Consider the following 24,805-nt stretch of genomic DNA (forward strand, 5'->3'; position numbering starts at 1 on the left):
CCAGGGACGAGCTCGGGCGACGCGGACCTAGGGGAGCTCCTCGGCGAGCAACCCGGCGGTCGCGCTCGGCGTCGCGAACACCCCCTGCACCTCGGCTCCCGGCGCCCACAGGCCCGCGCACAGCAGCGCGCCTCCCGTGATCTCGATCTGAAGCGCGGGGCGCACCTGCACCTCGTCCGCGTGCACGCACACGTTGACATGCACGCGCGGGTTCGCGTCGGCGCGCCGGGCCAGCGCCTCGTGCACCGCCGCCGCGGTCGCGAGCGCCGCGCGCCGCTCTCGCCGCTCCTCGTCCGCGTCCGTCGGGAGCAGGCGCACGCCGAGCACCTCGTTGCCCGTGATCGACGCTAGGATGAACCCCGCGCGCGCGAGCTGCGACTCGCCGATGTCGAGCACCTGGCCGATATCGGCGGCCAGCGCGTCGTCAAGATCGTCGACGCCGCCGCCGCGCATCCGGACCTCGAGGTACACCGCCACGGCGGACTGCGTCGGATCGGGCCCGCTCCGCACGCTCGACGAGGGCCCGCCGATGGCCTCCCGGAGCGCGCGCATCAGCTCGTCGACCGACCCGAACCGCCGCTCCCGCCGCTTCTCCATGCACCGCAACACCACCGCGTCGAGCTCGATGGGCAGCGGGACCCGCAGGCTCGGCGGCAGCGGCGGCTCCTCCAGGTGCTTCCGCACCATCTCGTCCATGTCGTGGGTATGGAACGGTAATCGACCCACCAACATGCGATGGAGGAGTACGCCGAGCGCATAGACATCCACCCGTGCATCGATGGGGCCGCCCAGGATCTGCTCCGGCGCCATGATGGATGGCGTCCCGGGCATACGCCCGGCCGTGGTGAGCCAGGTGGAGCCCTCCTCGGGGGCCATCATCTTGGCAATCCCGAAATCGAGGAGCTTCACGGTACGCGGCACGCCAGAGCAGATGAAGATGTTGCTCGCCTTGACATCCCGGTGGATGATCCCGGCTGTGTGTGCCGCTGTGAGCGCCGCGCACACTGGCTCCATCAGGTCCAGCACCTCGCGGGGCGCGAGCCGCGTCTCGGCGCGGATCAGGGCATCTAGCGTCTGGCCTTCGAGGCGCTCCATGACGTAAAAGGGCTGGTAGTCGTTCAGCGCTCCCACCTCGTAGATTTCCACGATGTTGGGGTGGGATATCGACCGCAGCACCTCGATCTCGCGCGCGAAGCGCTCGACCACACGGCGAGAGTGGGCCACCGCCTCGCTCAGCACCTTGACAGCGGCGGGCTTCCCTGAACGGGTGTGCCTCGCCGCATAGACCACACCGCAGCCGCCGCGCGCGATGAATCCTTCAAGGATGTACTCGCCGGCCGGGGTGCCCGGTGGAAGCTCACCGCGCGAGGCCGACCTCTCGAAGTCCGAAAACGGCCTGGTCTCTTCCTCATCTTCTGTCATCGTGCCTCTTTATGCGGCGCGTCGTGTGCGTCAAGGGTGCGCCGCCAGCGTGCTTCGAGTATCGAGCTGAAGGAACTGGAAGGATGGATTGTTAAATCCATATACAGAAGCGTTACCGAATGGTAACTTAAACTTTCCCGCTACTCGACCTGAAACGCTGGGACCCAGCGTCGAAAGGGGGACCCCTGATGATTCCTTGCTGCACGCGGACTGTTGCGCTCCTCGCAGTACCTCTGCTCACCGCTGCCTGCATCGGCGCCGAAGTTGAGGAGGGGTCGGAAGAGCTCATCCAAGGAGACGAGAGCGCGGTCCTCGCCGGAAATGGCTTCCTGGCCAACGCGCTCAGCCCGAACGCGCTCAGCCCGAACGCGCTCAGCCCGAACGCGCTCAGCCCGAACGCGCTCAGCCCGAACGCGCTCAGCCCGAACGCGCTTGCAGCCATCCAGGATCCAGGACCAAGCGGCACCCTGTCAAGGGAGCTCGTGCGCTACATCGTGAGCTGCGCCCTCTCACGCGACCAGGTGTTCTCATTTTCGTGGACCGACGGCACCGGGGTCGTCCACGCAGAGACCTTCCGCGGCGAGCTCGGGATCGTGCCGTGGTGGATCTATGGTGGCATATCGAATGACGTGTACTATCAGAAGCTGCTCACGGCCTGTCTCGCGGCGCGGACGAACTGGTACGGCGTCTCGGTGATGGTCTCCTTGCGCTTCAGCGGCGAGCCTGCGCTGGGCGCGGGGCCGGCGGAGCTCTCGGTCTACCCGCTGAGAGAGGGCGCGTTCTGGGGCAACCTGTTCGGCCTGACGCCGTTCGTGCGCGCCTGCCACACCCCGGCCAACGCGGCCCGCGCGCGCGATGTGCTGCGTGACTGTGCGGCCGGGCATGTCGTCAGCGTCGACCCCGACACCGGGGCCGAGACCGTTGAGCCGTGTGGTGCCATCACGCTCGCCGGCGATTGCGAGGAGGTATGCACCTGGGCGGATGTCGAGACGGGGTACTACCGCGGGTGCCTTGAAGATCCCGCGTCTTCGCCCTGGATACGCACAGACCAGGTGATCACGTCCTTCATCACAGCGCCCTGACGCGGGCGCGCCCCGGAGGCCCGCGAGCGAGGATCGACGAGCAGGCCGCGCGCCTCCGGGGACTCATCGCCTTCACCCTTCCGGCGGCGGACGAGGGGCCGTGCCCCGCGCGCACGCCGCGCCTTCGCGCCGGCCGGAGGGCGACGCCCCCATGGACATCACCGAGATCTTCCACCGTCGGTCCGCTGATCGGTGCGAGCGGCTCGCCGGCGTGCTCGGGCCCCACGGAGCGCTGAAGCGGTTCAGCCCAGCGGAGGTTTGTTCAGGAATCAGGAGCGATGGTGTCCTGGGCATAAGCCAGCAGGTGGTCGGCGCGGAGCTTCGCATGGATCGCATGCCGCGAGGCGCTCCACTCCATGCGCGCAGTGGTGGTTCGTTTCACATGAGTGGTCGATTTTTTCGTTGCTGCGATGGGACGATCGACGCGACCCTTCGACTTCGAGCGCGCGCCGCTCTACTCGAGCGCGGCCTGGGCCACCGCCTCGGTGAGCACGCGACGGCGGCGGGCTCTCCTGAACCGGCGTGCATCGCGGCGTGGATAGCGCCAGCACCGCCTGCACGTCGGACCGCTCGAAGTCCGAGCGCGATCAATTCTCGTCTTCCTTCAACGCGTCGACGCCTGCGGTGCGTCGGGTATGCAGGGCATCCGATGAATGACATTCACAGATGCATCTTTAAATGATAACATGATCGCTGCCGTCCCTCGACTCTGAACGCCTGGACCCACCGTGGAAAGGGGGCCCCATGATGCTTGCTGGATGGATGCGAACCCTGTCGATTTGCACCATGTCCTTGAATTTTGCAGCGTGCGCCGTGGCCGAAGGCGACGGCGTGAGCGCGGAGGAGCTCGTCGACGAGGCAACGGGCGCGATCATCAACGGCAACGGCCTTCTCGTGAACGCGCTCAGCCCGAACGCGCTCAGCCCGAACGCGCTCAGCCCGAACGCGCTCAGCCCGAACGCGCTCAGCCCGAACGCGCTCAGCCCGAACGCGATGTCGGCCATCACGGATCCGGGGACGCGAGGCGCCCTGTCGAGAGACCTCCTGCGCTACATCGTGAGCTGCGCGCTGAGGCCGGACCAGTCGTTCTCGTTCTCCTGGACCGACAGCGCCGGGACCGTTCACCAGGAGGTGTACCACGGCGACCTCGGGTTCGCGGACTGGTGGGTGCACCACCCGCTCGCCGACGACTACCAGAGGGAATGGGTCACGGCGTGCCTCGCCTCCCGGACCAACTGGTACGGCGCCTCGGTCATGATCTCCGCACGCGGCACCCACCTGAAGACGGGCTCGACAGAGGCGGAGCGCACGACGTACAGTTTCAGGGAGGGGGCGTTCTGGGGAAACCTGTTCACGTCGACGCCATGGGTGCGCGCCTGCTACTCCGATGGCTGGACCCGCGCGGTGGAAATGGGACGTGAATGTGCGGTGGGGCACATCGAGGCCGATCCTGCGACCGGGGACCCGATCGCGAGGCCGTGCGGCGCGATCACCCTCGTGGGCCCGTGCGAGTACTGGTGCGTGGTGGACCCCTCCAACGACGCCGTCCCCAGCAACCACTTCAGAAGCTGTGGCATCGGCAGCTACAATAACTATAACGTGCTCACGACGTTCGTGCCCTAGGAGGGGCAATGCGCTCCGAAGCCCTTCGCGGCGAGGGTCCAGCTTGCTTACCCATCGAAGCCCGGCGATGCCCGTCGTGTGGACGGCGGAACCAGGGCGCGTGCCCCGAGTGCCCGCAGCCTGAGCCGCGGCCGCTCGACGAGGCGGCCCCGCTGGACATCACCGAGGTCGTCCTCGTCGCGCAGCCGCGGTTCGACGGTTACCAGACCCGCAGGGTCCTGGGGCGCGGCGGCTTCGGCACCGTCTTCGAGGCCGAGCCCGAGGGCGGCGGGGCGCCCGTGGCGATCAAGCTCGCGCGCGCCGATCGGCGCGACGCGGGCGTGTACCTCCGGCGCGAGATCGACGCGCTCCTCGCCGTGGGGGGCCCCCACGTGCCGGCGGTGCACGCCTACGGCCTGCTCGACGACGGCTCGCCCTACGCGGTGATCGGGCACATCGCCGCGCCCACGCTCGCGGCGCGCCTCGCGGCGCGCCCGGCGCCGGGCATCGACGAGGTCGGCCGCCTCGGCCTCGCGACGCTCGCGGCCCTGGAGGCCGTGCACGCGCGCGGCTACGTGCACTGCGATCTCAAGCCCGAGAACATCTTCATCGACAGCGCGGGGCAGGCGACCCTGATCGACTTCGGCATCGCCCGCGTCGTCGGGCGGCGCGACGACGCGCTGGACGCGGATCTGGCGCTGGGGACGGCGGAGTACATGGCGCCGGAGCAGTCCGCCGGGCGGGCGGACCTGGACGCGCGCACGGACATCTACGCGATGGGGGTCATCCTGTACGAGCTGTTCGCGGGCCGGCCTCCGTTCTGGGGGCCGCGCGCGGCCGTGCTCGAGGATCACAAGAGCCGCAGGCCCCCGCGCCTGTCGGCGCGCGCGGCGGTGCCCGCGGCGATCGAGGAGGTCGTGCACCGCTGCCTGGCCAAGGAGCGGAGCGACCGGTTCGCGAGCGCGACCGAGCTCCGCAGCGCCCTGGAGCGCGCGCTCGGGGACGAGCTCGCGCCGAGCGAGAGCGCGATGCTGCGCTCGACGGGCGGCGTCCAGCGCCGCGCGGTGGGGATCCTGTTCTTCGAGGGGGCGGCCGATCGGGTGGCCGTGCAGCGCCGGATCCGGGCGCTCGGCGGCGAGCTCGCGCACGCCTCCGGCTCGCGCTACGCGGCCGTCTTCGGCCACGGGAGCGCGGGGAACCCGGCGCATCACGCTCGGCGCGCGGCCGACGAGCTGCTGCGGGGAGGGCTGTGCGAGCGGGTCCTCATCGATCTCGCGCCCGTCTCGGTCCAGGCGCGGCCGGACGGGGCGCTGCGGTTCCTGAGCCCGCTCTTCTCCCGGGCGGAGCGGTGGCCGTCCGCCTCCGGTCCCGTGGGCTCGTTCCTCACGCCCGCGGCCGCGGCCGCGCTCCCCGAGGCGCCCCCTGCGGCCGCGGAGGAGACGTCCAGCAACGCCGGTACGTCGCGCGAGCAGACGATCCCGGACGCGTTCATCGGCCGCCGCGACGTGCTCGACCAGCTCCTGGAGAGCGCGGAGGAGGCGCTCCGCCTCAAGCTGCCCACGGTCGTGTCCGTGGTCGGCGAGCCGGGGTACGGGAAGAGCCGCCTGTTCGCCGAGCTCGGCAAGCAGCTCCGGGCGCGCCTGCCGCACGTCCGCCTGATCGAGCTGCGCGGCCAGGAGCCGACGAGCGGCGTCGAGGACGCGACGCTCCACGAGCTCGTGCGCGAGGTGCTCGACGTGGCCGAGGTGCCGCCGGAGAGCGGCGCCCGGGCGGCGCTCGCGGGGCAGCTCGGTCCGGTGCTCGGCGAGGTGCTGGGCTCGGGGCTGGCCATGGCGCTCGGCTGGGTGGACGAGCGGACGGGCGGCGAGGTCTTCCCGGAGATCGAGGCGCTCAAGGCCGCGCCGGGCGCGCTGCGCTCGGCGCGCGTGCGCGCGGCGGGCGAGTGCCTGCGCCGGCGCGCGGCCTCGTCGCCCGTGATCGTCGTCCTCGACGACGCGCATTACGCGCACGACGCGACGCTCGCGGCGCTCGAGTACGCGGCGCTCGCCGACGCGGCCGCGCCGCTGTGGATCTGCGCGATGGGGCGCTCGGCCTTCGCGGAGGCGCACCCCTCCTGGGGCGAGCGGGCCGCGCGGCGTGAGGCCGTGCGGCTCGGCCCGCTCGATCCCGAGAGCGCGCGGGCGCTGTGCCGGCGGCTGCTCCTGCCCGCGCGGGACGTGCCCGAGCCGGCGATCGATCGCCTGCTGGAGCGCTCGCAGGGGGTGCCGCTCCTGCTCGTGGAGCTCGTGCACGGGCTCAAGCGCGAGGGGATCCTGCGCCGGCACCCCCGGGGCGACGCGTGGTACCTCGCGACCGACGAGCTCGATCGCCTCCCGGCGCTGCCGCACATCGAACCGCTCGCGCAGGGCGAGATCGCGGCGCTCGGACCGGCGCTCGGGGCGCACGCGCGGCTCGTCTCGCTGCTCGGCGCCGAGGTGTCGATCGACGAGATCGTGGGCGTGCTGAGCCACCTGGATCGGCGCGGCGACGGCGCGGCGTTTCCGCTCGACGCGCGCGTCGGGACCGAGCGGCTGGTCGAGGCGGGCATGCTGGTCGTCGATCGGAGGGGCCGGCTGAGCTTCCGCCACGCGCTGGTGAGGGAGGCGATCGCGCGGGGCGTCTCCGAGGTCGAGCGGCGGCAGATTCACCTGGCGGCGTACGATCACCACCGCGAGGCGACCCACGAGAGCCGCGAGCAGCGGCGCTTCAAGATCGCGCACCACGCGGCCGAGGCGGGGCTCGCTCGGGTGGCGGAGGAGGCCTACCTGGAGCTGGCCGAGCGGGCGCGGGCGCGGCACGCGTACGTCGAGGCGGAGCTCCACTATAGCCGCGCGCTGGCGCAGCCCGTCGAGGAGCGCGGGGCGCGGCGGAGGGCGGCGTACCGGGGCCGGGGGCTCATGCGCTACCGGCTGGGTCGCTATCACGACGCGCTCGGCGATCTGGACCGCGCGCGCGCGATGGCGATCGAGGAGGGGAACGAGACCGAGCTGCTCGAGATCCTGCTCGACGAGGCCACGGCGCTCGACTGGATGGACGACTACGCGCGCTCGAAGGAGCGGGTCGAGGAGGCGAACGCGCTCGTCAAGGGGGAGCTGCCGCCGGCGCTCTCGGCGCGCCTCGCGATGGCGGTGGCGCGCTCGCTGCACCGCGAGAGCCGCGAGGAGGAGGCGGCGCGGCAGTTCGAGAGCGCCGCGGCCCAGGCCGAGGCGCTGGGCGACGAGGGGTACGAGACGCTGGTGGTGTCGCTGCTCCTCCTGGGGTTCATCTATCCGGGGCTCGGGCGGCTGGACGACGCGGGGGCGGTGCTGGATCGGGCGATCCGGATGTCCGAGGGGCGCGGCGATCTCCTGCACCTCGGGCCGGCGATCAACGGTCGGGCGCTCTTGCGGGCCTGCCTCGGCGACAACGAGGGGATGATCCTGGATCTGTGCCGCCTGCTCTCCATCTCGCGCGAGCTGGGGCTGGGGATGCTCGAGCTCGTGGGGGAGTTCAACCTGGGCGAGTACCTCTACCTGATGGGCAACCTGGACATGGCGATGGCGCACGTGGAGCGCGCCGTGTCGCTCGAGCGCCAGCAGCGAGGGGACGAGGCGCGGCCGGTGGTGCAGCTCCTCCTGGCGAGGCTGCTGCTCTACCGGGGTGAAGAGGGCAAGGCGCGGGAGATCATCGAGGCGATCCGGAGCCAGCAGGTGAGGGCCGCCGCCGAGGGGCGCGAGGGCATGGAGATGGCGCCGGCGGAAGAGGTGCAGTGGTCGATGATCGAGCTGGCGACGCGCGAGGCGAGCGACGCGGAGTGGGACGAGCTCGAGGAGCGCTCTGCGCGCTTCTCCGTGGGGCAGGAGCAGATCGAGGTCATCGAGGCCCGTGCGCGCGCTCTCTCGCGGCGCGGCCGCCACCTGGACGCGAGGGCGGCGCTCGCGAGGGCGATCGAGGTCGCCGGGAGGATCCCCAACGTGATGCGGGAGCGGCTCGAGCGGCAGCGGGAGGGCTGACCCTGCGGCTCATGCCGGGCGCGATGAGCGGGATCACCGCGGTTCCGGGGGGGGCGCCGTCGCTCGCCCTCAAGCACGCATCCGGCGGCGCATGCAGAGCAACGCCCCGCCGGCGAGCGCGAGCCACGGAGCTCGTCCGCCGTGCGGGGGCGCGTTGCCCGCGGCGCGGCACTCGCAGCTGCCTGCGCCGCTGAACGGGGGGCCGCCGCCCGACGAGGACGACGCCTCGCCGGAGGATGTCGCGCTCGACATCGAGCTCGACGCCGCCGTGACCGCGCCGCCGCCCATCCCCCCTCCTGGACAACCTCCGTTCGAGCGCGGACCGGCCGCGAGCGGGCAGTCATCGTCCACGTCGCTCAGGAAGTCGTTGTCGTCGTCCGCGTCGCAGCTGTCCCCGACCCCGTCGCCCTCCGTGTCGGTCTGGTCGGGGTTCTCCACGGCCTGGCAGTTGTCGCACGCGTCTCCCACGCCGTCGGCGTCGGTATCGACCTGCGCTGGATTCGCCACGGCAGGGCAGTTGTCCAGCGCGTCGAGCACGCCGTCGGCGTCGACATCGATGGAATCCACGTCGCAAGCGTCGCCCCTCCCGTCAGCGTCCGAGTCGGTCTGGATCGGATTGGGCGCGTAAGGGCAGTTGTCGGCGCCATTGCGGATGCCGTCCTCGTCGTCGTCGAGGTCGCAGGCGTCTCCGACGCCGTTCGCGTCGGAGTCCGCCTGATCAGGGTTCGCCGTCCGAGGGCAATTGTCGCCCGCGAGCACGCCGTCGCCGTCGAGATCGATCTCGCCGGGCGTCGCGGCGGCGCACGCGGCCCAGGTCGACGACAGCGGCTCGCTGGTCTCGACCGCGCCGGTCACCCCGCTCCCCCCGCCCGCGATCTGGGCGCCTTCAGTGAAGTCCCGCCGGCAGCTCCCGCCGGCGGCGGACAGCGGCGCGTGCCGGGCGACGTCGTCGGCCGCGTCGTCGGGGTAGGCGCTCCGCGCTCCCCCCGGGTCCGGCCCGTCGGCCGACGCTCCCGTCTTGTCGACAGGGCGGTTCGGCCCCGACGAGCCATAGAAGACATAATCGACGTCCTTGACGAGGTCGCTCACGCCGTCCCAGTAAAAGAGGGTGAGGCACTCGTGATCGTTCGTGAGCCCGCGCGTCTCTCCCACGGATCCGGGGAGCGGCACCCGCATGTCGGGCACCACGGCGGACGACTTGCCCTCTTCAGCATCGCCGGCCCCGAACGTGCCTGCGTTGTAGATCTCGTAAGTAGGGTGCGAGCCCCAGCCGCCGAACGCCTTGCTCTCCTCGCACCCCGTACGGTAACACTCCGCGCCGCCGAGCGACACGGTCTGGATCTCCCCTGGCCCGATCTCGGCGCCGGCCGGGAATCGCACGAGGAAATCGTTCGTGTTCGGGAGCGCGGGGCTCGCCGTGACGAGCTGGTAATACAGGCTGTAGTCCGCGAGGTAGTAGTCGGACAGGTCGACCGGGGCGCTGCCCGGGTTGTAGATCTCCACGAACTCGGCGGACGCCGGGTGGACGAGGAGCTCCGTGAGGAGGAGCTTCGCCGGGCTCGACACCCGCGCGCGCATGCGGCCGCGGGCCGCGTCGAGCTCCAGCGTGACCACCTGCCCCGCCGCCGCGCTGAACGCGCCGTGCGACGAGTCCTCGGGGGCGTAGCTCCAGCCGTTCGCCCCGAGCTCCGTGCCCGAGGGGCCCTGCGCCGCGAACTTGAAGCGCGCGCCGGAGAGGGCGGTTTCGGCCACGAAGCGATAGGTGTGGACGCCGTCGCCCGCGACGAGATCGCCGAGCAGGCCGTCGTCGCGCGCGACGGTGACGAGCGAGGACGAGTTCCAGTCGGTGTCGCCGACGGCCCCCTGCCAGTCTCCGACGGCGACCCACACCTGCGCAGAGCCGTCCGCCCTGCTCGACGCGCTCCGCGAGTCCGAGGCAGATTCGGTCGCCGGCAAGAACCCCTGGGCGGTCAGATCGCGTGTGTCGTAGTAGAATGTGACGTCGTAAGGCGCCGCCCCGCCCGCCAGCGTGAACCGGAGATTCCCGCCCGTGACCGTGCCGAGCCCGCCGTCCTCGAGGTCGACCCCGTTCCGCGAGACCTTGTACTCGACGTCGCCGGGCGCCGCGAACGAGACGGTCGCCGTGAAGGTGCCGTCGCCGGCCACCGCGTCCGGCGCCACGCCGTCGTCGCGGAGCGGGGCGCCACGCAGGATGTCCCACGCGCCGAGCTCCGGGGCGGATCCGGTCACGGTCGGCAGGGCGAGCGCCGTCCAGGGCAGGAGCGAGACCAAGAGCAAGCTGATACCGAAGGATGAGCGGCGTCGTCGCACGGGGCCACCTGGGTGCCGGGGCGGGATCTCCGGACAGGTGAACCCTAGCGCAGGATGGTGAACCGACGGAATCACAAAGCAGGTTGATCATGCGCTCGCCGGGCGCCGCGGTGAGCCCCAATCCGACAGCGCAGAAGGTCGCTTCGGGGCGCGCGCAGGCGTGTCACCGCGCCCAGCGGGGCGTCGTGGATCCGGCGCACTGGCCGCTCCGGGGGCGTCGGCGGATTCTCTCGTTCACCGCGGGACAGCCGCTCTGACGGGGCGCGGAGGATCGTCGGGGCGCGGGGAGATGCCCGCGAGGACGGTCCTTATGCTCGTCTGGCTGGCGCCGTCGCCGGTCGCGTCGAAGAGGGCGAGCGCCCTCGTGTAATCGAGCGCCGCTCCCGCGGTGTCGCCTCGCTCGCAGCGCAGGTCCGCGCGCGCCTTGAGCACGGCGGCCTGGCCGGGGCCGTCGGCGAGGGCCTCGAAGAGCCGGAGCGCATCGTCGTAGTCGCGCTGCGCGCCCGGGAGCGCGCCCCGCTGGCGCCGCAGATCGCCGCGGGCCTTGAGCGCGGCGGCCTCGCCACGGCGATCCCCGCTCTCCCGGTAGAGGAGGATCGCATTGCCGTAGTCGCGCGCCGCCAGCGCCGCCTGCCGCTCGCGCAGGCGCAGGTCGCCGCGGGCTTGCCACGTGCGGGCGTGCGTCTGCTCGTACCCGAGCGCCCGCAGGAGCTCTTGCTGCGGGAGGTGCTCGCGCGCGGCGCGGGCGCGGGCGATCGCCCCGCGGCGCTCCTCGCGGCCGCCGGGCGGAAAGCGGAGCTGGCTGAGGACGCGCTCCTCCACCCCCTCGAGGATGTAGAGCGCCCGATCGTAGTCGCGCGCCGCGCCCGCGAGGTCGTCTTGCATGAAGCACAGATCGCCGCGCGCCTTCAGCACGTTGGCCTCGCCGATCCGATCGCGGCAGGCCCTGAGGAGCATGAGCGCGCAGTCGTAGTCGGCCGCGGCGCCCTCCGCGTCGCGCTCATCGAGCCGGAGGCTCCCGCGCGCGAGCAGCCCCATCGCCTCGCCCGCGCGGTCGGCCGCCGCGCGGAAGAGCGGCAGCGCCCGCTCGTGATCGCGCGACGCGGCCGCGAGGTCGCCCTGCCGCCGGCGCAGCTCGCCGCGGAGCAGGAGCGCGATGCCCTGGCCGCGCCCATCGCCGGCCGCCTCCAGCGCGGCGAGCGCGTCGCCGTACGCGGCCGCGGCCGCGTCGAGCGCGCCCTCGTGGAGACGGAGGCAGCCGCGCGAGAGGTGCTCCTTCGCGGCGCGCAGGCCGTCGTCCTCGGCCGGCGTCGCGTACCGGGCCGCGCCGCGCTGCGCGCTCGCGCGGAGGGCCTTGCGCAGGAGATCGCGGTGCCCCGGGCGGCCGCGCTCGCGGGCCGCCGGCGTGGCCCGGAGCGTCCCGAAGGTCCCCCGCCGCCTGCCCGCGGGCTCCGAGGTCGGGCGCCGCGCGGCATCGAGCGCCGCGAGCGCCCGCGCGCGCAGCGCCTCGCCGGCGAGCCGCGCGGCCCCCTCGAGCAGCCGCTCCTGGATCTCGATGGTGAGCCCGAGATCGAGCACCGTGCAGGCGTCGACGAGCGCCCGCGCGAGCACCTCGGCGCCGCGAGCGCCCTCCTGGAACGGCGCCGTGTCGAGGGCGGCGAAGAGCTCGCTCGCCACGCGCCGGCGCATCGCCGCCTCCGGCCGTCCCTCGACGGCGGCCGTCCAGAAGAGCAGCGCCTGCATCGCGTCCGCCGCGCTCCGGTGCAGCGCGTCCCACAGCGCGGCGTCGCCGCCCACGTCCCCGCGGATCGCGGCGCGCACGACGGGGTTCAGCAGGTAGGCCAGCGCGTCCTTCTGGAACGTCACCAGGCGGCCATGAACGAGCGACTGCAGCGGCCGCGCCGTGGACGGCGCCGGCTTCCCCGCGGCGGCCGCGATCACCTCCAGCGGGACGTTCGCCGCCGGCAGCACGGCGAGCGCGCGCGCGACGCCGCGCGCCTCCTCGCCCGCGGCGTCCAGCGCCTCGGCGAGGACCACGGCCACGATCTCTTCCTCGCTTCCCCCGGACGCCAGCCGTGCCGCGTGCTTCCTCAGGTACGCTTCGGCCGACATCCCGGTCCGCCGCAGCGTGGCCGCGGCGATCTCGATCGCGGGAGGCAGGTGCCCGAGCGCGGCGATGAGGGCATACGCCCACGGGGCGTCCGTGGCGGGCGGCGCGTCCGTCCCCCATGCATTCTGGGCGAGGAGGGCCAGCGCAGCGGGGACCGGGAGCACCGAAGAGTCCCGAATCTCAGCGGTCTTCCCGGAGCCGGGCGTGGGGCGGGACCTCGACATGTCGCTTCTATCCATGACGGAATGACTGGTTGTCCGAGCGAGCCGGCGCCGGCTCTCTGGTCCGTGGCGATACGCCTGCTGCACCCCCTTGAGCCTGGAGATCGCCGCTGTTTCGGAGAGCTTAGCGCGGCTCCGGATTGACTCAACCGCCTTCCAGGATCCGGGGCGGCGCGCGCCGGGGCCGCCGGGAGCTCTGCGTCGCGCTCTCGTCGCGGCCCGCGCCGCGCGACCCCTGGCACACGCCCGGCATCGGGTCATCGATCATGAGCGAGCGCGCGCGACGACCTGGAATCATCGGACCGAGCCTCGGTGTCTCGCTCGGACCTGCCAGCCTCTCCGGGCCGCGACCGGCGCGAAGAGAGAAGATCTTACCCACGTCCGCCGGCTCCGCGGCGCGACGACGAGCGCCAGAGGAGAGCCGCGGGCGAGAGATCCGGGTCGGGAGCGAGGTCGTTCATGTGACCGAGACGGGTCGCGGAATGCCGGTGGTGCTCCTGCCCAGCATGCTGATCCGCGGCACGTCGTACCGGCCCACGGTCAAGGAGGCGGCGCAGCGCGCCCGGGTGCTCGTCGTGGAGCTGCCCGGATCCGGCCGCGGCTCCAGGCTCCGTGCGCCGTGGACGCTGGAGCGGTACGCGCGCTGCATCGCCGACGCGCTCGAGGTGCTCCAGCTCGAGCGCGTCACGCTGATCGGACACTCGCTGTCCGGCGCGGCGGCGCTCGTCGTCGGCGCGATGTACCCCGAGCGGCTCGCCGGGCTCGTGCTCGTCAACTCCGTCGGCGTGAACCCGCCGCGCTCGATCCTGGCGCTCCTCCTCGCGCGCGCGGCCGACGTGTCGCTGGAGCCTCGCTTCTCGGCGTACGCCGGGCCCGGGCTCCTCTACAACCTGATCTTCCACACGCGCAACGCGCTGAGCCTGTTGCGGATCGCGGCGATGGCGGAGCTGAGCGGCTACGCTGCCCTCGTGGGGCGCGCTCGCCTGAGGACGCTGCTGGCGTGGGGCGCCCGCGACCACACGACGCCGCTCGGCTCGGCGCTCGCGCTTCGACGCCTGATCCCCGGCTCGATCCTCCATGTCTCCACGAAAGGGAGCCACGACTGGCTCGTGGAGCGACCCGCGGAGTTCGCGGACGTGCTCGCGCGGTTCATGGAGGACCGCAGCGGGTAGCGCGGGCCGCGCGCGATCTCGGCGGGCGCGCTCGTCTCCCTCGCCTGCGACGTCACCGCGGCCGCGTCGCGCGCGGCGCGACCCTCGGGGCAGCGACGCCCGCGCAGGCAGGCGAGAGGGGCGCGCCGCGGGGGCCGGCCGGCGGGATCAGAGGGCGTCGAGCTCGGGCGCGGTCTGCACGGGGGGCGGAGGGGGGATCGCCGGTGGGCGCGGCGGGGTGAGGGCGGACGGCGCGATCGACGGGAGGCGCGGCGGGGTGAGGCTGCCCGACGCGAGCTGGATGAGCTCCTCGCGCTGGTGCTTCCACACGGTCCGGTAACGGAAGAACGGCACGGCCGGGTAGAGGTGGTGGATCAGGTGATAGGTCTGGCCGAAGAGCAGCACGTTCAGGAGCGCGCTGTCGACCGCGCGCGTCGCGCGATAGCGGTCCTCCGCCGCCGTCACCCGATGAGGGTAGTGAGGCAGATAGTCGAACGCGAACGCGAGAAAGAAGATCGCCAGCCGCGCCGGCAGGACCCAGTAGAGGAGCGCGAGCCGGCCGTGGCCGAGCCCGAAGGCCAGCGCCACGAGCGCGAGCATGGCCGCGAGCGTCGCGACCGTCTCGATCCGCTCGCTGCGCTTCTGCGCGCGGTACGAGCGCAGGAACAGAGCATAGTAGTGGAGATCCTGTGTCGCCCACCGGAGCGGCAGGAGCCACCACGGGCCGCGTCCGCTCCAGTGATCGGGGTCGCGGCCCGGCTCGTTCGTGTACTTGTGATGCTCGAGGTGAAAGTGGCGCACCGCCAGGAACGGCGCCATGAGCAAGAGCCCGCTCAGCCGCCCGACCACGCCGTTCAGCAGCGCGGACCGCGCGAGCGACCGGTGCGCCGCCTCGTGCATCGGCGTGAAGGCGGCGTACGCGGCCACCGCCGCGAGGAGCACGGCCGGCGCGGTCGACAGGAGGCCCGCGACGCCGGCGCAGAGCGCCGCCGCCCAGAGCGCGTAGGACCCCGCGAAGAGCAGCAGCGACGGCCACTCGATCGGCCGCGTCTGCAGCAGCCCGCTGGCCAGCGGGAGGACGCTCCAGAGCGCAGGCCGCCCCGACGGTCGCCCCGTCGGACGACTGGGGCGATTCTCGTCGTTGTTCATCGTGACACGAAAGACCGCAGGCCGCCCCGTCGGACGACTGAGTCGATTCTCGTCGTAGTTCATGGCGTTCCAACTCCCAGGGGAAGCTCCGGACCTTGCTTTTGTGATAGCGGACGATGGACGTCGGTGCCCAAGACCAAGCGAACGTTCGACCACCTCGGGATCACGCGCTGGGGGGATCGCTCGAGCGGTCGTCAGGATCCGGCGATATCCAGCGCGCGTTCCCCCACCACCATTCCCTCGCATGAACAGGGGATCGCCACGGGCGGTTCCACCGCGAGAGATGACAGGAGTTGCTCGAAGGCGAGCACGAATTCAATCTAGCAGCCGGGCAACAGGAGTACAACGGGACTTTCGGTGCAATGCGTTGGGCCGCTGGTTAGCTGGATTGCAGCGGGCGGCCTCATCGGTAGCATGGCGCGTCGGCGCTGTTCGCTAGTCACGCTGGCCACGCTGGCCACGCTGGCCACGCTGGCCAACGCTGGCCATGGTGGCCAACCTGGCCATCAGCCATCAGCCATCAGCCATCAGGTATCAGCCATCGGCCATCGGCCACCTTGCCGCCGCGCGTGGGCAGCCGCCTGCGACGAGCCTGGCGAACAGCCGGGCCACCAGGGAGGGAGGCCGGGACCGCGTCAGAACAGTGCTTGACGTGATCAACTCTCTACGAGCGGTACCCCGGCGCGACGCCGTCCCGGAGCAGCGTCCTCACCTCGTCGGCGCAACCCCATGCCAGCGTATATCCCGCGCCGCCGTGGCCATAGTTGTGGATAATTCGCCCTTCGCGCTCCAGCCGCACGGAGCTCCGCACCGGGCGCAGTCCAGCGCGGGCGCCGAGCAAGCGACCTGGGCTGAGCCCGGCTGCGCGCACCCGCTGGAGCATCGCGTCAGTACGCGCCGGGTCCGGCGTCAAAGGACGGTTGTCAGCGGACGGAACCGCACAGCCGCCAATCACCACCTCGCGGCGACGCGGAATGACATAAACAAGGGCCGATTCGTCCCTTTCATCACCCAGTGCGACATCTAGGGGCAGGTCGCCTGGCTCGGTGATGGCGACCTGGCCGTAGACGGCGAGGAGCTCGGCGTCGCCGGTGAGCGCGCGCGCCCCGAGCCCGGTGCAGTTCACGACCCAGGCGCCCTCGACCGCGGCGAGCGATCGCACGCGCTCGAGGCGCACCGGGCTCTCGAGCTGCGCCTCGAGCCACGGCAGGTGCAGCGCAGGGTCGACGCGCGGCGCCGTGAACCGGAGGCTGTACGGCGCGCCGAGCGGGTGCGGCGCGGGATCGAGCGAGAGGTCCGGCACGCTCGGGGCCCACCACGGCGGCCGCGTGTCGTCCGCGGCCTCGTAGCAGGTCAGGAGATCCACGCCCGCTTCCGGGTGCTCCCGTGCGATGCGCGTGAGCTCATCGAGGCTCCTTCGCGACCACGCGTTGACGCGCTCGGGCGGGCTCGCCTGAAAAGGGAACCACAGCGCGCCGGCGACCGCCGACGTCGTGTGCTCGCCGCGCGCCGCCGCCACGACCTGCACCCGGTAGCCGGCGCGCTGGAGCACGACCGCCGTGGTCAACCCGATCACGCCTGCGCCCACGACGGTGATCTGCTGCGCCGGTGCCCGGCTGCCCGATGCGCTCACGATCGCGCTCTAGCACGCGGCCGCGCCGCGTCGAGCGCGCGGGTCGCGCGCCGCTGTGGCCATCGCGCGCCCGCCGTGTCCGCGACGTCATCCTACTACCCGCGCTACCCGCGCGCCACGCACGTGATCGCGCGCCGCGCCCGCGATCGCGAAGGCCGCCCTGCGCGAGCTGCCGCGCCCGCGCCAGCGGTGCTACGCAGTCTCGTCCGCCGCGCCGGGCTCGCCTCGGTCCGGCGGCCCGCCGCGCCATGCGAGAGACCATGTCCAACTACCGCTTCGATGATCCAGAGATCGCCGCCGTGTACCGCGCCATCTACGAGCGCCGCGACATGCGCCACTTCCTCCCCGCGCCCGTGGATCCCGAGACGCTCGCCAGGCTGCTCGCGGCCGCGCACGCCGCGCCGAGCGTGGGCATGATGCAGCCCTGGCGGTTCGTGCGGATCACCGCGCCGGACCTCCGGCGCGACATCCACGCGCTCGTCGAGGCGGAGCGCCTCGCCACGGCGCGCGCGCTCGGGGAGCGCGAGGACGAGTTCATGCGCCTCAAGGTCGAGGGCATCCTCGAGTGCGGCGAGCTGCTCGTCGTCGGCCTGATGGCGGGGCGCGAGGCCCACGTGTTCGGCCGCCGCACGCTGCCCGAGATGGATGTGGCCTCGGTGGCCGCGGCCATCCAGAACCTGTGGCTCGCCGCGCGCGCGGAGGGGCTCGGCGTGGGGTGGGTGTCGCTCTTCGAGCCGGACCGCCTCGCCGCGCTGCTCGGCATGCCGCCGGGGAGCAGGCCGCTCGCCATCCTCTGCGTCGGCCACGTGGCCGAGTTCTACGAGCGACCGATGCTCGAGGCGTGCGGCTGGGCGTCGCGCCGCCCGCTCTCGGAGCTCGTCGCCGAGAACGCCTGGCCGGAGGACCGCGCGGCCTCAGGCGATCCCGGCTCCTCGTGACGGCGCCGCGGCCGCGCCCGCCCGCGAGGGGCTACTTGCGCCCGGCGGCCGCGGGCGCGGCCGCCTCGGCGGCGCCCGTGGCGCGTCGGCTCGGCTCGATCTGGCCGACGTCGCGGACCGCGCCGTGGGCGGCGCTCGTGGCCATGAGCGCGTAGGCCCGCAGGGCAGGGGAGACCTTCCGGTCGCGGTTCGGCTTGAACGCGTCGTCGGCCCGCGCCTCGGCCGCGCGGCGGCGGCGCTCGAGCTCCGCGTCGCTGACGAGCACGTCGATGCTCCGCGCCGGGATGTCGATCCGGATGCGATCGCCCTCCTCGACGAGCGCGATGGCCCCGCCTTCGGCCGCCTCCGGGGAGACGTGCCCGATGCTCAGGCCCGAGGTCCCGCCGCTGAACCGGCCGTCGGTGATGAGGGCGCACGCCTTGCCGAGCCCCTTCCCCTTCAGGAAGGACGTCGGATAGAGCATCTCCTGCATGCCGGGCCCGCCCTTCGGCCCCTCGTAGACGATGACGACCACGTCGCCCGAGCGGATCTGGTTGTTCCAGATCGCGTCGCACGCCGCCTCCTGCGAGTGGAACACGCGCGCGGGCCCCTCGAACCTCCAGATCGAGGCGTCGACGCCCGCGGTCTTCACGATGCAGCCGTCCTTCGCGATGTTGCCGTAGAGCACGGCGAGCCCGCCATCCTGGCTGTACGCGTGGGCCACGTCGCGGATGCACCCCCCCTCGACGTCGCCGTCGGCCTCGGCGAAGTACCTGTCCTGCGAGAACGCGACCGTCGTCGGGACGCCGCCCGGCGCGGCGAGCGCGCGCTGCTTCGCGGCCTGCGTGGCCGTGGGGCGGCGGATGTCGTTCTCGTCGATCGCCTCGCCCAGCGTGCGCGCGTGCACGGTGCCCACCTCCCGGTGGACGAGCCCCGCGCGATCGAGCTCCCCGAGGATCGTCAGCACGCCGCCGGCGCGGTGCACGTCCTCGACGTGGTGGTGCGACGACGGCGCCACCTTGCAGATGTTGGGCACCTTGCGCGACAGCCGGTCGATGTCCGACATCCTGAAGTCGACCTGCGCCTCGCGGGCGATCGCCAGGAGGTGGAGCACCGTGTTCGTCGAGCCCCCCATCGCGATGTCGAGCGCCATCGCGTTCTCGAACGCCTCGAACGTCGCGATGCTCCGCGGCAGCACCGAGGCGTCCCCCTCGAGGTAGTGCCGCTGCGCGATCGCCACGACGCGCCTCGCCGCCTCCTCGAAGAGCTCCCAGCGCATCGCGTGCGTCGCGAGCAGCGTCCCGTTGCCGGGCAGCGCCAGCCCGAGCGCCTCGTTGAGGCAGTTCATGCTGTTCGCCGTGAACATGCCGGAGCACGACCCGCAGGTCGGGCACGCGGACCGCTCCAGCGAGGCGAGATCCGCGTCGGTCACCTTGTCGTCGCTCGCGGCGATCATCGCGTCGATGAGGTCGAGCTTGCGGACGAGCGGCTTGCCGTCGCGGTCGTGCGTCCCGGCGATCTTGCCCGCTTCCATCGGGCCGCCGGAGACGAAGACGGTCGGGATGTTGAGCCGCATGGCGGCGAGGAGCATGCCCGGCGTGATCTTGTCGCAGTTCGAGATGCAGAGCAGCGCGTCCGCGCAGTGCGCGTTCACCATGTACTCGACGCTGTCGGCGATGAGCTCCCGGCTCGGCAGCGAGTAGAGCATGCCGGCGTGGCCCATCGCGATCCCGTCGTCGATCGCGATGGTGTTGAACTCGACCCCCCAGCCGCCCGCGGCGTCGATGACCTTCTTGGCCCGCTGGCCCACGTCGTGGAGGTGGACGTGCCCCGGGACGAACTGCGTGAAGCTGTTGGCGATGGCGACGATCGGCTTCTCGAAGTCCGCGTCCTTCATGCCGGTGGCGCGCCACAGCGCGCGCGCCCCTGCCATGTTGCGTCCCTGGGTGGATGTTCGACTGCGGTATCCGGCCATGCCCGGAACCTACTCCGTTCCAGCCTTCGCGCCTAGCCGACAGGCGGGGGCGGCGTCACGGGACGATCTCGACCCACGCGGAGACGGGCGTCACGTCGATCGAGGCCGGATCCACGCGGGCGAGGCCCGCCCCGTACGCGCCGGCGCGCCGGTTCTTCCGAACGGGGTCGCCGGGCCAGGTCCGGGATCGACGCCCCGCAGCTCCCGGAGCGCCGCGATCAGGCGGGGCCGGGGGAGGTGGGCGCCGGCGCGCTCGTGCGCCTCGACGAGCTCGCGGGCCGCGGCGTACGCGCCCGCCTGGAAGCCGGCGTGCCTCGGCGGGATGCGACGGCGCTCGAGGAAGGAAGCGAGCTCCCCCCTGGCCGAGCCGCTCCGCCTCGTCGAAGGCGCCCGGGTGTACGAGCGGCCCACGACGGAGCGCGGCGACGCGCGCGACGGCGAGCCGACCTGGACGCCGAGGGCGCCCCGATCGTCACCACGGGGCTGGCTGGCGGCCGTCCACCGAATACAGGCCGCGAAACCCGGATCGAGCTCCGGGTAATCGAGCTCCGGGTAAGGGAGAGCGACGAGAGGGGAACGCGGAGAGTCGACAGCGATGGGAAAGCGACGAGAGGGGAACGAGCAGAATCGACGACGATGGATGTCGGCGAGGTGAGGAACGCTGGGGAGACCCGTCTGTGACGCACCGGCCCGGCCGCGCCGCGCGGGGGGGCCGGGTGACGTGGTTTCAACGATCGTGCGTCCTGGACCACCGCTCCACGGCGACCATCGCGGCGCCGAGCCCGTCGATGTAGGTCCCGTGCCGGAACGACGCGCGCTTGAGGCCCTTCACCAGCGCGACCAGCATCTGGCGCGCCTCGTCCCGCTCGCGCCGCAGGTCCTGGACCTCATCCCGCGACGGCTTGCCGGCGAGCGCAGCTTGCCCGGCGTCCGCCATGCCTGTCTTCTTTGCTTCTTCGGACATGGGTCTCATCCTCCCATATCCCAAGGTAGCGCCGTCGCATCGGATCCATCAACCTCCGTTTGCGGCGCTCGTATCGGCCTTCGTGTCCCGGCCCACGTCGGCTTCCGAGCGCGCGACGAGGGTGACGAGGCCGCGCGCGATCTCGCGATGGCAGACGCGGAGACCGGCCGCCTCGAGCCTCTCCGAGACCCAGTCGGGGGAGAGCCGCAGCTTGCGATAGAAGCTCGCGGACAGCGTCCACCGGCCGTCCTGTGGGCTGCGCGTGTGGACGAGGTCGTGCACCTTGACGGTCTCGGGCTCGTATTCGAGGAAACAGGTCATGATCACGTCCGCCGAGTCGTGGACGGGGATGAAGCGGTCGACCCCCTCGAGCTCGCGGGTGAGGTCGCGAAACGTGAGCGCGAGCCGGCCGCCGGGCGCGAGCCGCCGGCGGCAGCCGGCGAACATCCGCTCCACGTCGGCCTTGCTGCCCAGGTGGGGGAGCGTGTCGCCCATGCAGACGGCGAGCTCGGCCGGAGGGCCGGGTCGCTCCAGCGCGTCCAGGAGGTCGCCCTGGACCACGTCGATGGGGAGCTGTCCCCGGCGCGCGGCGAGCTCGCCGAGGAGCTTGTCCGAGAGATCGACCGCCCTCACCTTGAACCCGAGCTGCGCCAGCGCGATCGACTGGAAGCCGGAGCCGCACCCGAGGTCGAGCGCCTCGGCCGAGCCCTCGGGCCGCAGGCCGAGGCGCTCGAGCAGCGCTCGCTGCTCGGCGACCTTGGCGTCATGATCCCCAAACATCCTCGAGTAATGCGCGGCGAGCAGCCTGTCGTAGTGATCGGCGACCGTGGGCATGGGCGCTCTTCCTCCGCGGCCATCCTAATCGCTCCGGGTGGGCCGGCGGTACGTCGTCGCTGGGCCGGGCGCGGGGGCCGGGGGCCCCCAGGACCCCATGCCCAGGACCACATGGAGGACCTCGCGCGCACTCGAGCGCACCGGAATCATCCACGCTCGAAATTTTCTGTTCGCCTTTGACGGCGCCATGATATCTTGCTTCAAAGGCGACTTTCACTCCGACATCGGTTTTCGCATCGGCGATGTTGGAAGGCATCGGGGATGATCCCGGAGCGGTGTCGAGGAGGGAGATGTCGCGCTGCGCTGCGCAGCCCTTGGGTCGGACGGGTGAGATCGAGGTACGGCGGGCCTTGACCGGTCACGCCGGTCGCCCGCGCGCGAGGGGGACGCGGCGCGAGGCGCGCTGACGGCTCGCGCCGCGGGCCGGTCGAGCCAGGTGGCCCCGCGAACAGGCGTTTTCAGGCAAGGCAGGTGAGGCACGTCTTCGCCCCACGGAGCCAGGAGCGTGCGCTCGCCACGCCGCGCCGCCGCCCCGCGCGGCGCCCTGCCGGCGTCGCCCTGGCGGTCCTGGGGGCGCGGCGCCAACGCCAAGAGCGGCAGGCCAGAGCGGCAGGCCAGAGCGGCAGGCCAGAGCGGCGGGGAAATGGGTTGTAGAGCGCGCCAGTCTCTGGCATCTTGAAGAGTTTTTGCAGGCAACGTTGGCGGCCTGTCCGGGTGAGAGCAGGCCGCGGGATCACGTCGAACGAAGGAGCGGAGTGCATGCGCAACACAGTCGGTAACTGGCTCTCCAGGGGCTCGCGATCGTTCGTCGCTGCGGGGGCGGCCGCGCTCCTCTCCGTCATGCCGGCCGCGGCGTCGGCCGAGCAGGAGGGCGCGCGGCCGCAGGCTTCGCCGAGGGGCGCCCCGGCGCCGGCCGGGACCGGGGAGAGCGCGCCCCTCTCGGGAGCCGCGGCCGCATCGGGCTCGAACGAGTGGGACAGGTATTCCGTGGAGGTCTACGGAATGCTGGTCTCCCGCACGGGGAAGACCGCGACCCTCCTGCCGCTCGTCGCGACCACCGAGGAGCCGGTCGCCGCGGGCACGAAGGCGGTGCTCTTCCGCAGGATCGAGGATCCCAAGGGCGCGATGCCCACGAGATGGGTCGAGATCGCCCGGGTGACGATGAAGAAGATCGAGTCGACCGGCAACATGCAGCTCACCATCGACTCGGAGCCCGAGGCGCCGCCGGGCGCGAAAGGCAAGGCGCCCAGCCACTTCGTCAAGGGCGCGCGGCTCAAGCTCGCGATCCAGTAGCGCTCCGGCCGTCCGGTCGCCCCCGCGCCGCGCGGCGGGAGCGGCGCGCGGCGGGCACCGCGCGTCGCCCCGCGGCGCGGGGGCGCTCACGCCGCGCGCATGTAGGTCCGGTCGCGCATCTCCCCGGCGCCGCACGACATTTTCGAACGCGGAGCCTCATCGTTGATAGAGTCGACGGGCGGAGACGAGCGACGCCCATGAACGCCCTTCGATCCTGGCTCTCGCAACTGAACCGCCCCGAGGTGACGGAGTTCGCCGTGGCCACGGGGCGCATGCCCAGCGTCAAGGTCTCGGGCGCCTTCCAGGCGGTGGACCCGGGCGCCCTCTCCACCGACGACATCCTCCTGCTCCTCAGCGCGCTCGGCGGCGGCCGCTTCATCGAGACGCTCGGCGCGAAGCCGTCCCAGTGGCACATCCGCGTCGAGGGGATCGGCGCCATCGCGGTCGTCGCCGCGCGCCAGGGCGATCTCGTGCACGCGCGCATGACGCGGATGCAGCAGCCGTCGTCCTCCGCGATCGCCGCCGCCGCGCCCGCGGCCGGCGCCGCTCCGGCCGGCGCGGCGCCGGCGGCGCCCGCCGCGCCCCCGGGCCGCCCGTCGCAGCAGCTCTCCATGCGCGAGCACCTCGCCCCCGAGGAGGGCCAGCGCTCGCCGCCGCGCGACCCCGGCGTGAAGCGCACGAGCTCCTCCGACGCCGCGCTCGACCTCCGCGGCGCGCCGCCGCCGGCCGAGCCCCGCGCCGTCCGCCCCTCGACCGCGCGCTTCGATCCGCGGGCCGAGGAGGCGCCGGCCATCGAGCGCACCGCGCTCGCCGCGCGCGCGCCCGCCGCGGCCGTCGAGCCCCGCGCCGGCGCGCGGCCGGCCTCCGCGGCGGGCCGGCCGCGGGGGGCCGCCGACGTCCCCGCGGGCGCCCTCGACGGCTGGCTCGCCCTGGCGCGCGAGCAGGGCGCGAGCGACCTCCACCTCGTCGCCGGCCGACCGCCGCTCCTGCGGATCGGCGGGGAGCTCGTGCCGCACGGCGAGCCGCTCGATCCCGCGGCCGTCCAGGCCCACCTGCTCCCGCGCGTCCCCGCGCGCCTCGCGCCGGCGCTCGAGGCCGAGGGCTCCTGCGACTTCGCCCTGGAGCTCGGCGCCCTCGGCCGCTTCCGGGTGAACGTCGCGCGCCACCGCGGCGGTTACAAGGGCTGCTTCCGCCTGATCGCGCGCAGCGTCCCGACCCTCGCGTCGCTCGGCCTGCCCGACGCCATCGGGCTCGCGGCCCGCCACCACCAGGGCCTCATCGTGATCACCGGGCCGACGGGCCACGGCAAGACCACCACGCTGACCGCGATCGTCGATATCCTGAACCGCGAGACCAGCCACCACATCATCACGGTCGAGGATCCGGTCGAGTTCATCCACCCGCGCGGCAAGGCCATGATCAGCCAGCGCGAGGTCGGCACCCACACCCGCTCGTTCGAGAACGCCCTCAAGGCCTCGCTGCGCGAGGATCCGGACGTCATCGTCGTCGGCGAGCTCCGGGACACGGCGACCGTGCGCATGGCGCTCTCGGCGAGCGAGACGGGCCACCTCGTGCTCGGCACGATGAACACCCCGAGCGCGGCGAAGACCATCGATCGCCTGATCGACCTCTTCCCCCCCGGCGACCAGCAGCAGGTCCGCGTCACCCTCGCCGGCGGCCTCCGGCTCATCGTCAGCCAGCGGCTCCTGCCGAGCGAGGGGGGCAGGCGCATGGTCGCCGCCGCCGAGGTCCTGCCCGGCTCGGTCGCGCTCTGGAACCTCATCCGCGACTCCAAGACGTTCCAGATCCCGAGCCTACAGCAGCGGGGCAAGAGCCTCGGCATCATCCGCCTCGACGACTCGCTGGCGGAGCTCGTCCGCGGCGGCAAGACGACGCTGGAGGCCGCGCTCGCGGTCGCGGAGGCGCCGGACGAGCTCGAGGCCGTCCTCACCGGCAAGCGGCAGCCCGCGCTCACGCCCGACCGGCGGCCGCCCGCGCCGCCGCCCGACGCGGCGAGGCCCGCCTCCCCCGAGGCGGGCAAGGGCCTCTTCGAGCGCGCGGGCGCGCTCTTCGGGAAGAAGGGAGGTTAG

16 protein-coding genes are annotated in these 24,805 nt (G+C 72.7%); 7 read left to right on the plus strand and 9 right to left on the minus strand.

Features of this window, described 5'->3' with window-relative positions:
- Window positions 1-27: 27 nt before the first annotated feature.
- Complete coding sequence (locus WMF31_RS12115) at window positions 28-1,422, minus strand: serine/threonine-protein kinase (RefSeq protein WP_436602088.1); 1,395 nt, start codon at window positions 1,420-1,422, stop codon at window positions 28-30.
- A gap of 188 nt (window positions 1,423-1,610) precedes the next feature.
- Here WMF31_RS12115 and WMF31_RS12120 point away from each other — a divergent pair, with 188 nt between their 5' ends.
- From WMF31_RS12120 to WMF31_RS12130, 3 genes are all read left to right on the plus strand, one after another.
- A complete protein-coding gene (locus tag WMF31_RS12120; RefSeq protein WP_436602089.1) occupies window positions 1,611-2,504 on the plus strand; it encodes a hypothetical protein in 894 nt (297 codons plus the stop codon).
- Window positions 2,505-3,290: 786 nt separating this feature from the next.
- Window positions 3,291-4,127, plus strand: coding sequence for a hypothetical protein (locus tag WMF31_RS12125; protein ID WP_436602090.1), 837 nt, complete (start codon window positions 3,291-3,293; stop codon window positions 4,125-4,127).
- A gap of 8 nt (window positions 4,128-4,135) precedes the next feature.
- Window positions 4,136-8,137 carry a serine/threonine-protein kinase gene (locus WMF31_RS12130; protein ID WP_436602091.1) on the plus strand — a complete coding sequence of 1,334 codons (4,002 nt, stop codon included), beginning with the start codon at window positions 4,136-4,138 and terminating at the stop codon, window positions 8,135-8,137.
- A 69-nt stretch (window positions 8,138-8,206) separates the two neighbouring features.
- Here the strand turns inward: WMF31_RS12130 and WMF31_RS12135 are convergent, their stop codons facing one another.
- Both WMF31_RS12135 and WMF31_RS12140 read right to left on the minus strand, forming a co-directional pair.
- Window positions 8,207-10,435, minus strand: a complete 2,229-nt coding sequence (locus tag WMF31_RS12135) for a thrombospondin type 3 repeat-containing protein (protein ID WP_436602092.1) — start codon at window positions 10,433-10,435, stop codon at window positions 8,207-8,209.
- A 267-nt stretch (window positions 10,436-10,702) separates the two neighbouring features.
- Window positions 10,703-12,742 carry a hypothetical protein gene (locus WMF31_RS12140; protein WP_436602093.1) on the minus strand — a complete coding sequence of 680 codons (2,040 nt, stop codon included), beginning with the start codon at window positions 12,740-12,742 and terminating at the stop codon, window positions 10,703-10,705.
- 539 nt (window positions 12,743-13,281) lie between these two features.
- On the opposite strand from WMF31_RS12140, the gene WMF31_RS12145 reads away from it, so the two are divergent.
- Entirely contained in the window at window positions 13,282-13,971 is a 690-nt protein-coding gene (locus WMF31_RS12145; protein WP_436602094.1) for an alpha/beta fold hydrolase, read from the plus strand.
- Window positions 13,972-14,118: 147 nt separating this feature from the next.
- Here WMF31_RS12145 and WMF31_RS12150 read toward each other — a convergent pair whose 3' ends face one another.
- Window positions 14,119-15,162: a fatty acid desaturase gene (locus WMF31_RS12150; RefSeq protein ID WP_436602095.1), complete on the minus strand. Its 1,044-nt coding sequence runs from the start codon at window positions 15,160-15,162 to the stop codon at window positions 14,119-14,121.
- Between the two features lie 601 nt (window positions 15,163-15,763).
- The gene (locus tag WMF31_RS12155) at window positions 15,764-16,732 is read right to left on the minus strand and encodes an FAD-dependent oxidoreductase (RefSeq protein WP_436602096.1); all 969 of its coding nucleotides are present in this window, start codon (window positions 16,730-16,732) and stop codon (window positions 15,764-15,766) included.
- A gap of 260 nt (window positions 16,733-16,992) precedes the next feature.
- On the opposite strand from WMF31_RS12155, the gene bluB reads away from it, so the two are divergent.
- Complete coding sequence (gene bluB, locus WMF31_RS12160) at window positions 16,993-17,670, plus strand: 5,6-dimethylbenzimidazole synthase (protein WP_436602097.1); 678 nt, start codon at window positions 16,993-16,995, stop codon at window positions 17,668-17,670.
- Between the two features lie 31 nt (window positions 17,671-17,701).
- Here bluB and ilvD read toward each other — a convergent pair whose 3' ends face one another.
- The 4 genes from ilvD to WMF31_RS12180 all read right to left on the minus strand — a co-directional run bounded on the left by ilvD (window position 17,702) and on the right by WMF31_RS12180 (window position 21,422).
- Entirely contained in the window at window positions 17,702-19,624 is a 1,923-nt protein-coding gene (gene ilvD, locus WMF31_RS12165) for a dihydroxy-acid dehydratase (RefSeq protein WP_436602098.1), read from the minus strand.
- Window positions 19,625-19,714: 90 nt separating this feature from the next.
- On the minus strand, window positions 19,715-20,035 hold the full coding sequence (locus WMF31_RS12170; protein ID WP_436602099.1) for a hypothetical protein: 321 nt from the start codon (window positions 20,033-20,035) through the stop codon (window positions 19,715-19,717).
- Between the two features lie 316 nt (window positions 20,036-20,351).
- Complete coding sequence (locus tag WMF31_RS12175; protein WP_129350521.1) at window positions 20,352-20,588, minus strand: hypothetical protein; 237 nt, start codon at window positions 20,586-20,588, stop codon at window positions 20,352-20,354.
- 48 nt (window positions 20,589-20,636) lie between these two features.
- Complete coding sequence (locus tag WMF31_RS12180) at window positions 20,637-21,422, minus strand: class I SAM-dependent methyltransferase (protein ID WP_436602100.1); 786 nt, start codon at window positions 21,420-21,422, stop codon at window positions 20,637-20,639.
- Window positions 21,423-22,181: 759 nt separating this feature from the next.
- On the opposite strand from WMF31_RS12180, the gene WMF31_RS12185 reads away from it, so the two are divergent.
- Window positions 22,182-22,715, plus strand: a complete 534-nt coding sequence (locus tag WMF31_RS12185; RefSeq protein WP_436602101.1) for a hypothetical protein — start codon at window positions 22,182-22,184, stop codon at window positions 22,713-22,715.
- 197 nt (window positions 22,716-22,912) lie between these two features.
- Entirely contained in the window at window positions 22,913-24,805 is a 1,893-nt protein-coding gene (locus WMF31_RS12190; protein WP_436602102.1) for a PilT/PilU family type 4a pilus ATPase, read from the plus strand.

The organism is Sorangium sp. So ce1036, assembly GCF_051369805.1.
In the GTDB taxonomy this organism is placed as follows: Bacteria; Myxococcota_A; Polyangia; order Polyangiales; family Polyangiaceae; genus Sorangium; species Sorangium cellulosum_F.

Coding starts and splice junctions, on each gene's coding strand:
- WMF31_RS12115 (WP_436602088.1), bottom strand. CDS start 1,422: ATGACAGAAGATGAGGAAGAGACCAGGCCGTTTTCGGACTTCGAGAGG.
- WMF31_RS12120 (WP_436602089.1), top strand. CDS start 1,611: ATGATTCCTTGCTGCACGCGGACTGTTGCGCTCCTCGCAGTACCTCTG.
- WMF31_RS12125 (WP_436602090.1), top strand. CDS start 3,291: ATGTCCTTGAATTTTGCAGCGTGCGCCGTGGCCGAAGGCGACGGCGTG.
- WMF31_RS12130 (WP_436602091.1), top strand. CDS start 4,136: ATGCGCTCCGAAGCCCTTCGCGGCGAGGGTCCAGCTTGCTTACCCATC.
- WMF31_RS12145 (WP_436602094.1), top strand. CDS start 13,282: ATGCCGGTGGTGCTCCTGCCCAGCATGCTGATCCGCGGCACGTCGTAC.
- WMF31_RS12150 (WP_436602095.1), bottom strand. CDS start 15,162: ATGAACTACGACGAGAATCGACTCAGTCGTCCGACGGGGCGGCCTGCG.
- bluB (WP_436602097.1), top strand. CDS start 16,993: ATGTCCAACTACCGCTTCGATGATCCAGAGATCGCCGCCGTGTACCGC.
- ilvD (WP_436602098.1), bottom strand. CDS start 19,624: ATGGCCGGATACCGCAGTCGAACATCCACCCAGGGACGCAACATGGCA.
- WMF31_RS12175 (WP_129350521.1), bottom strand. CDS start 20,588: ATGTCCGAAGAAGCAAAGAAGACAGGCATGGCGGACGCCGGGCAAGCT.
- WMF31_RS12180 (WP_436602100.1), bottom strand. CDS start 21,422: ATGCCCACGGTCGCCGATCACTACGACAGGCTGCTCGCCGCGCATTAC.
- WMF31_RS12185 (WP_436602101.1), top strand. CDS start 22,182: ATGCGCAACACAGTCGGTAACTGGCTCTCCAGGGGCTCGCGATCGTTC.
- WMF31_RS12190 (WP_436602102.1), top strand. CDS start 22,913: ATGAACGCCCTTCGATCCTGGCTCTCGCAACTGAACCGCCCCGAGGTG.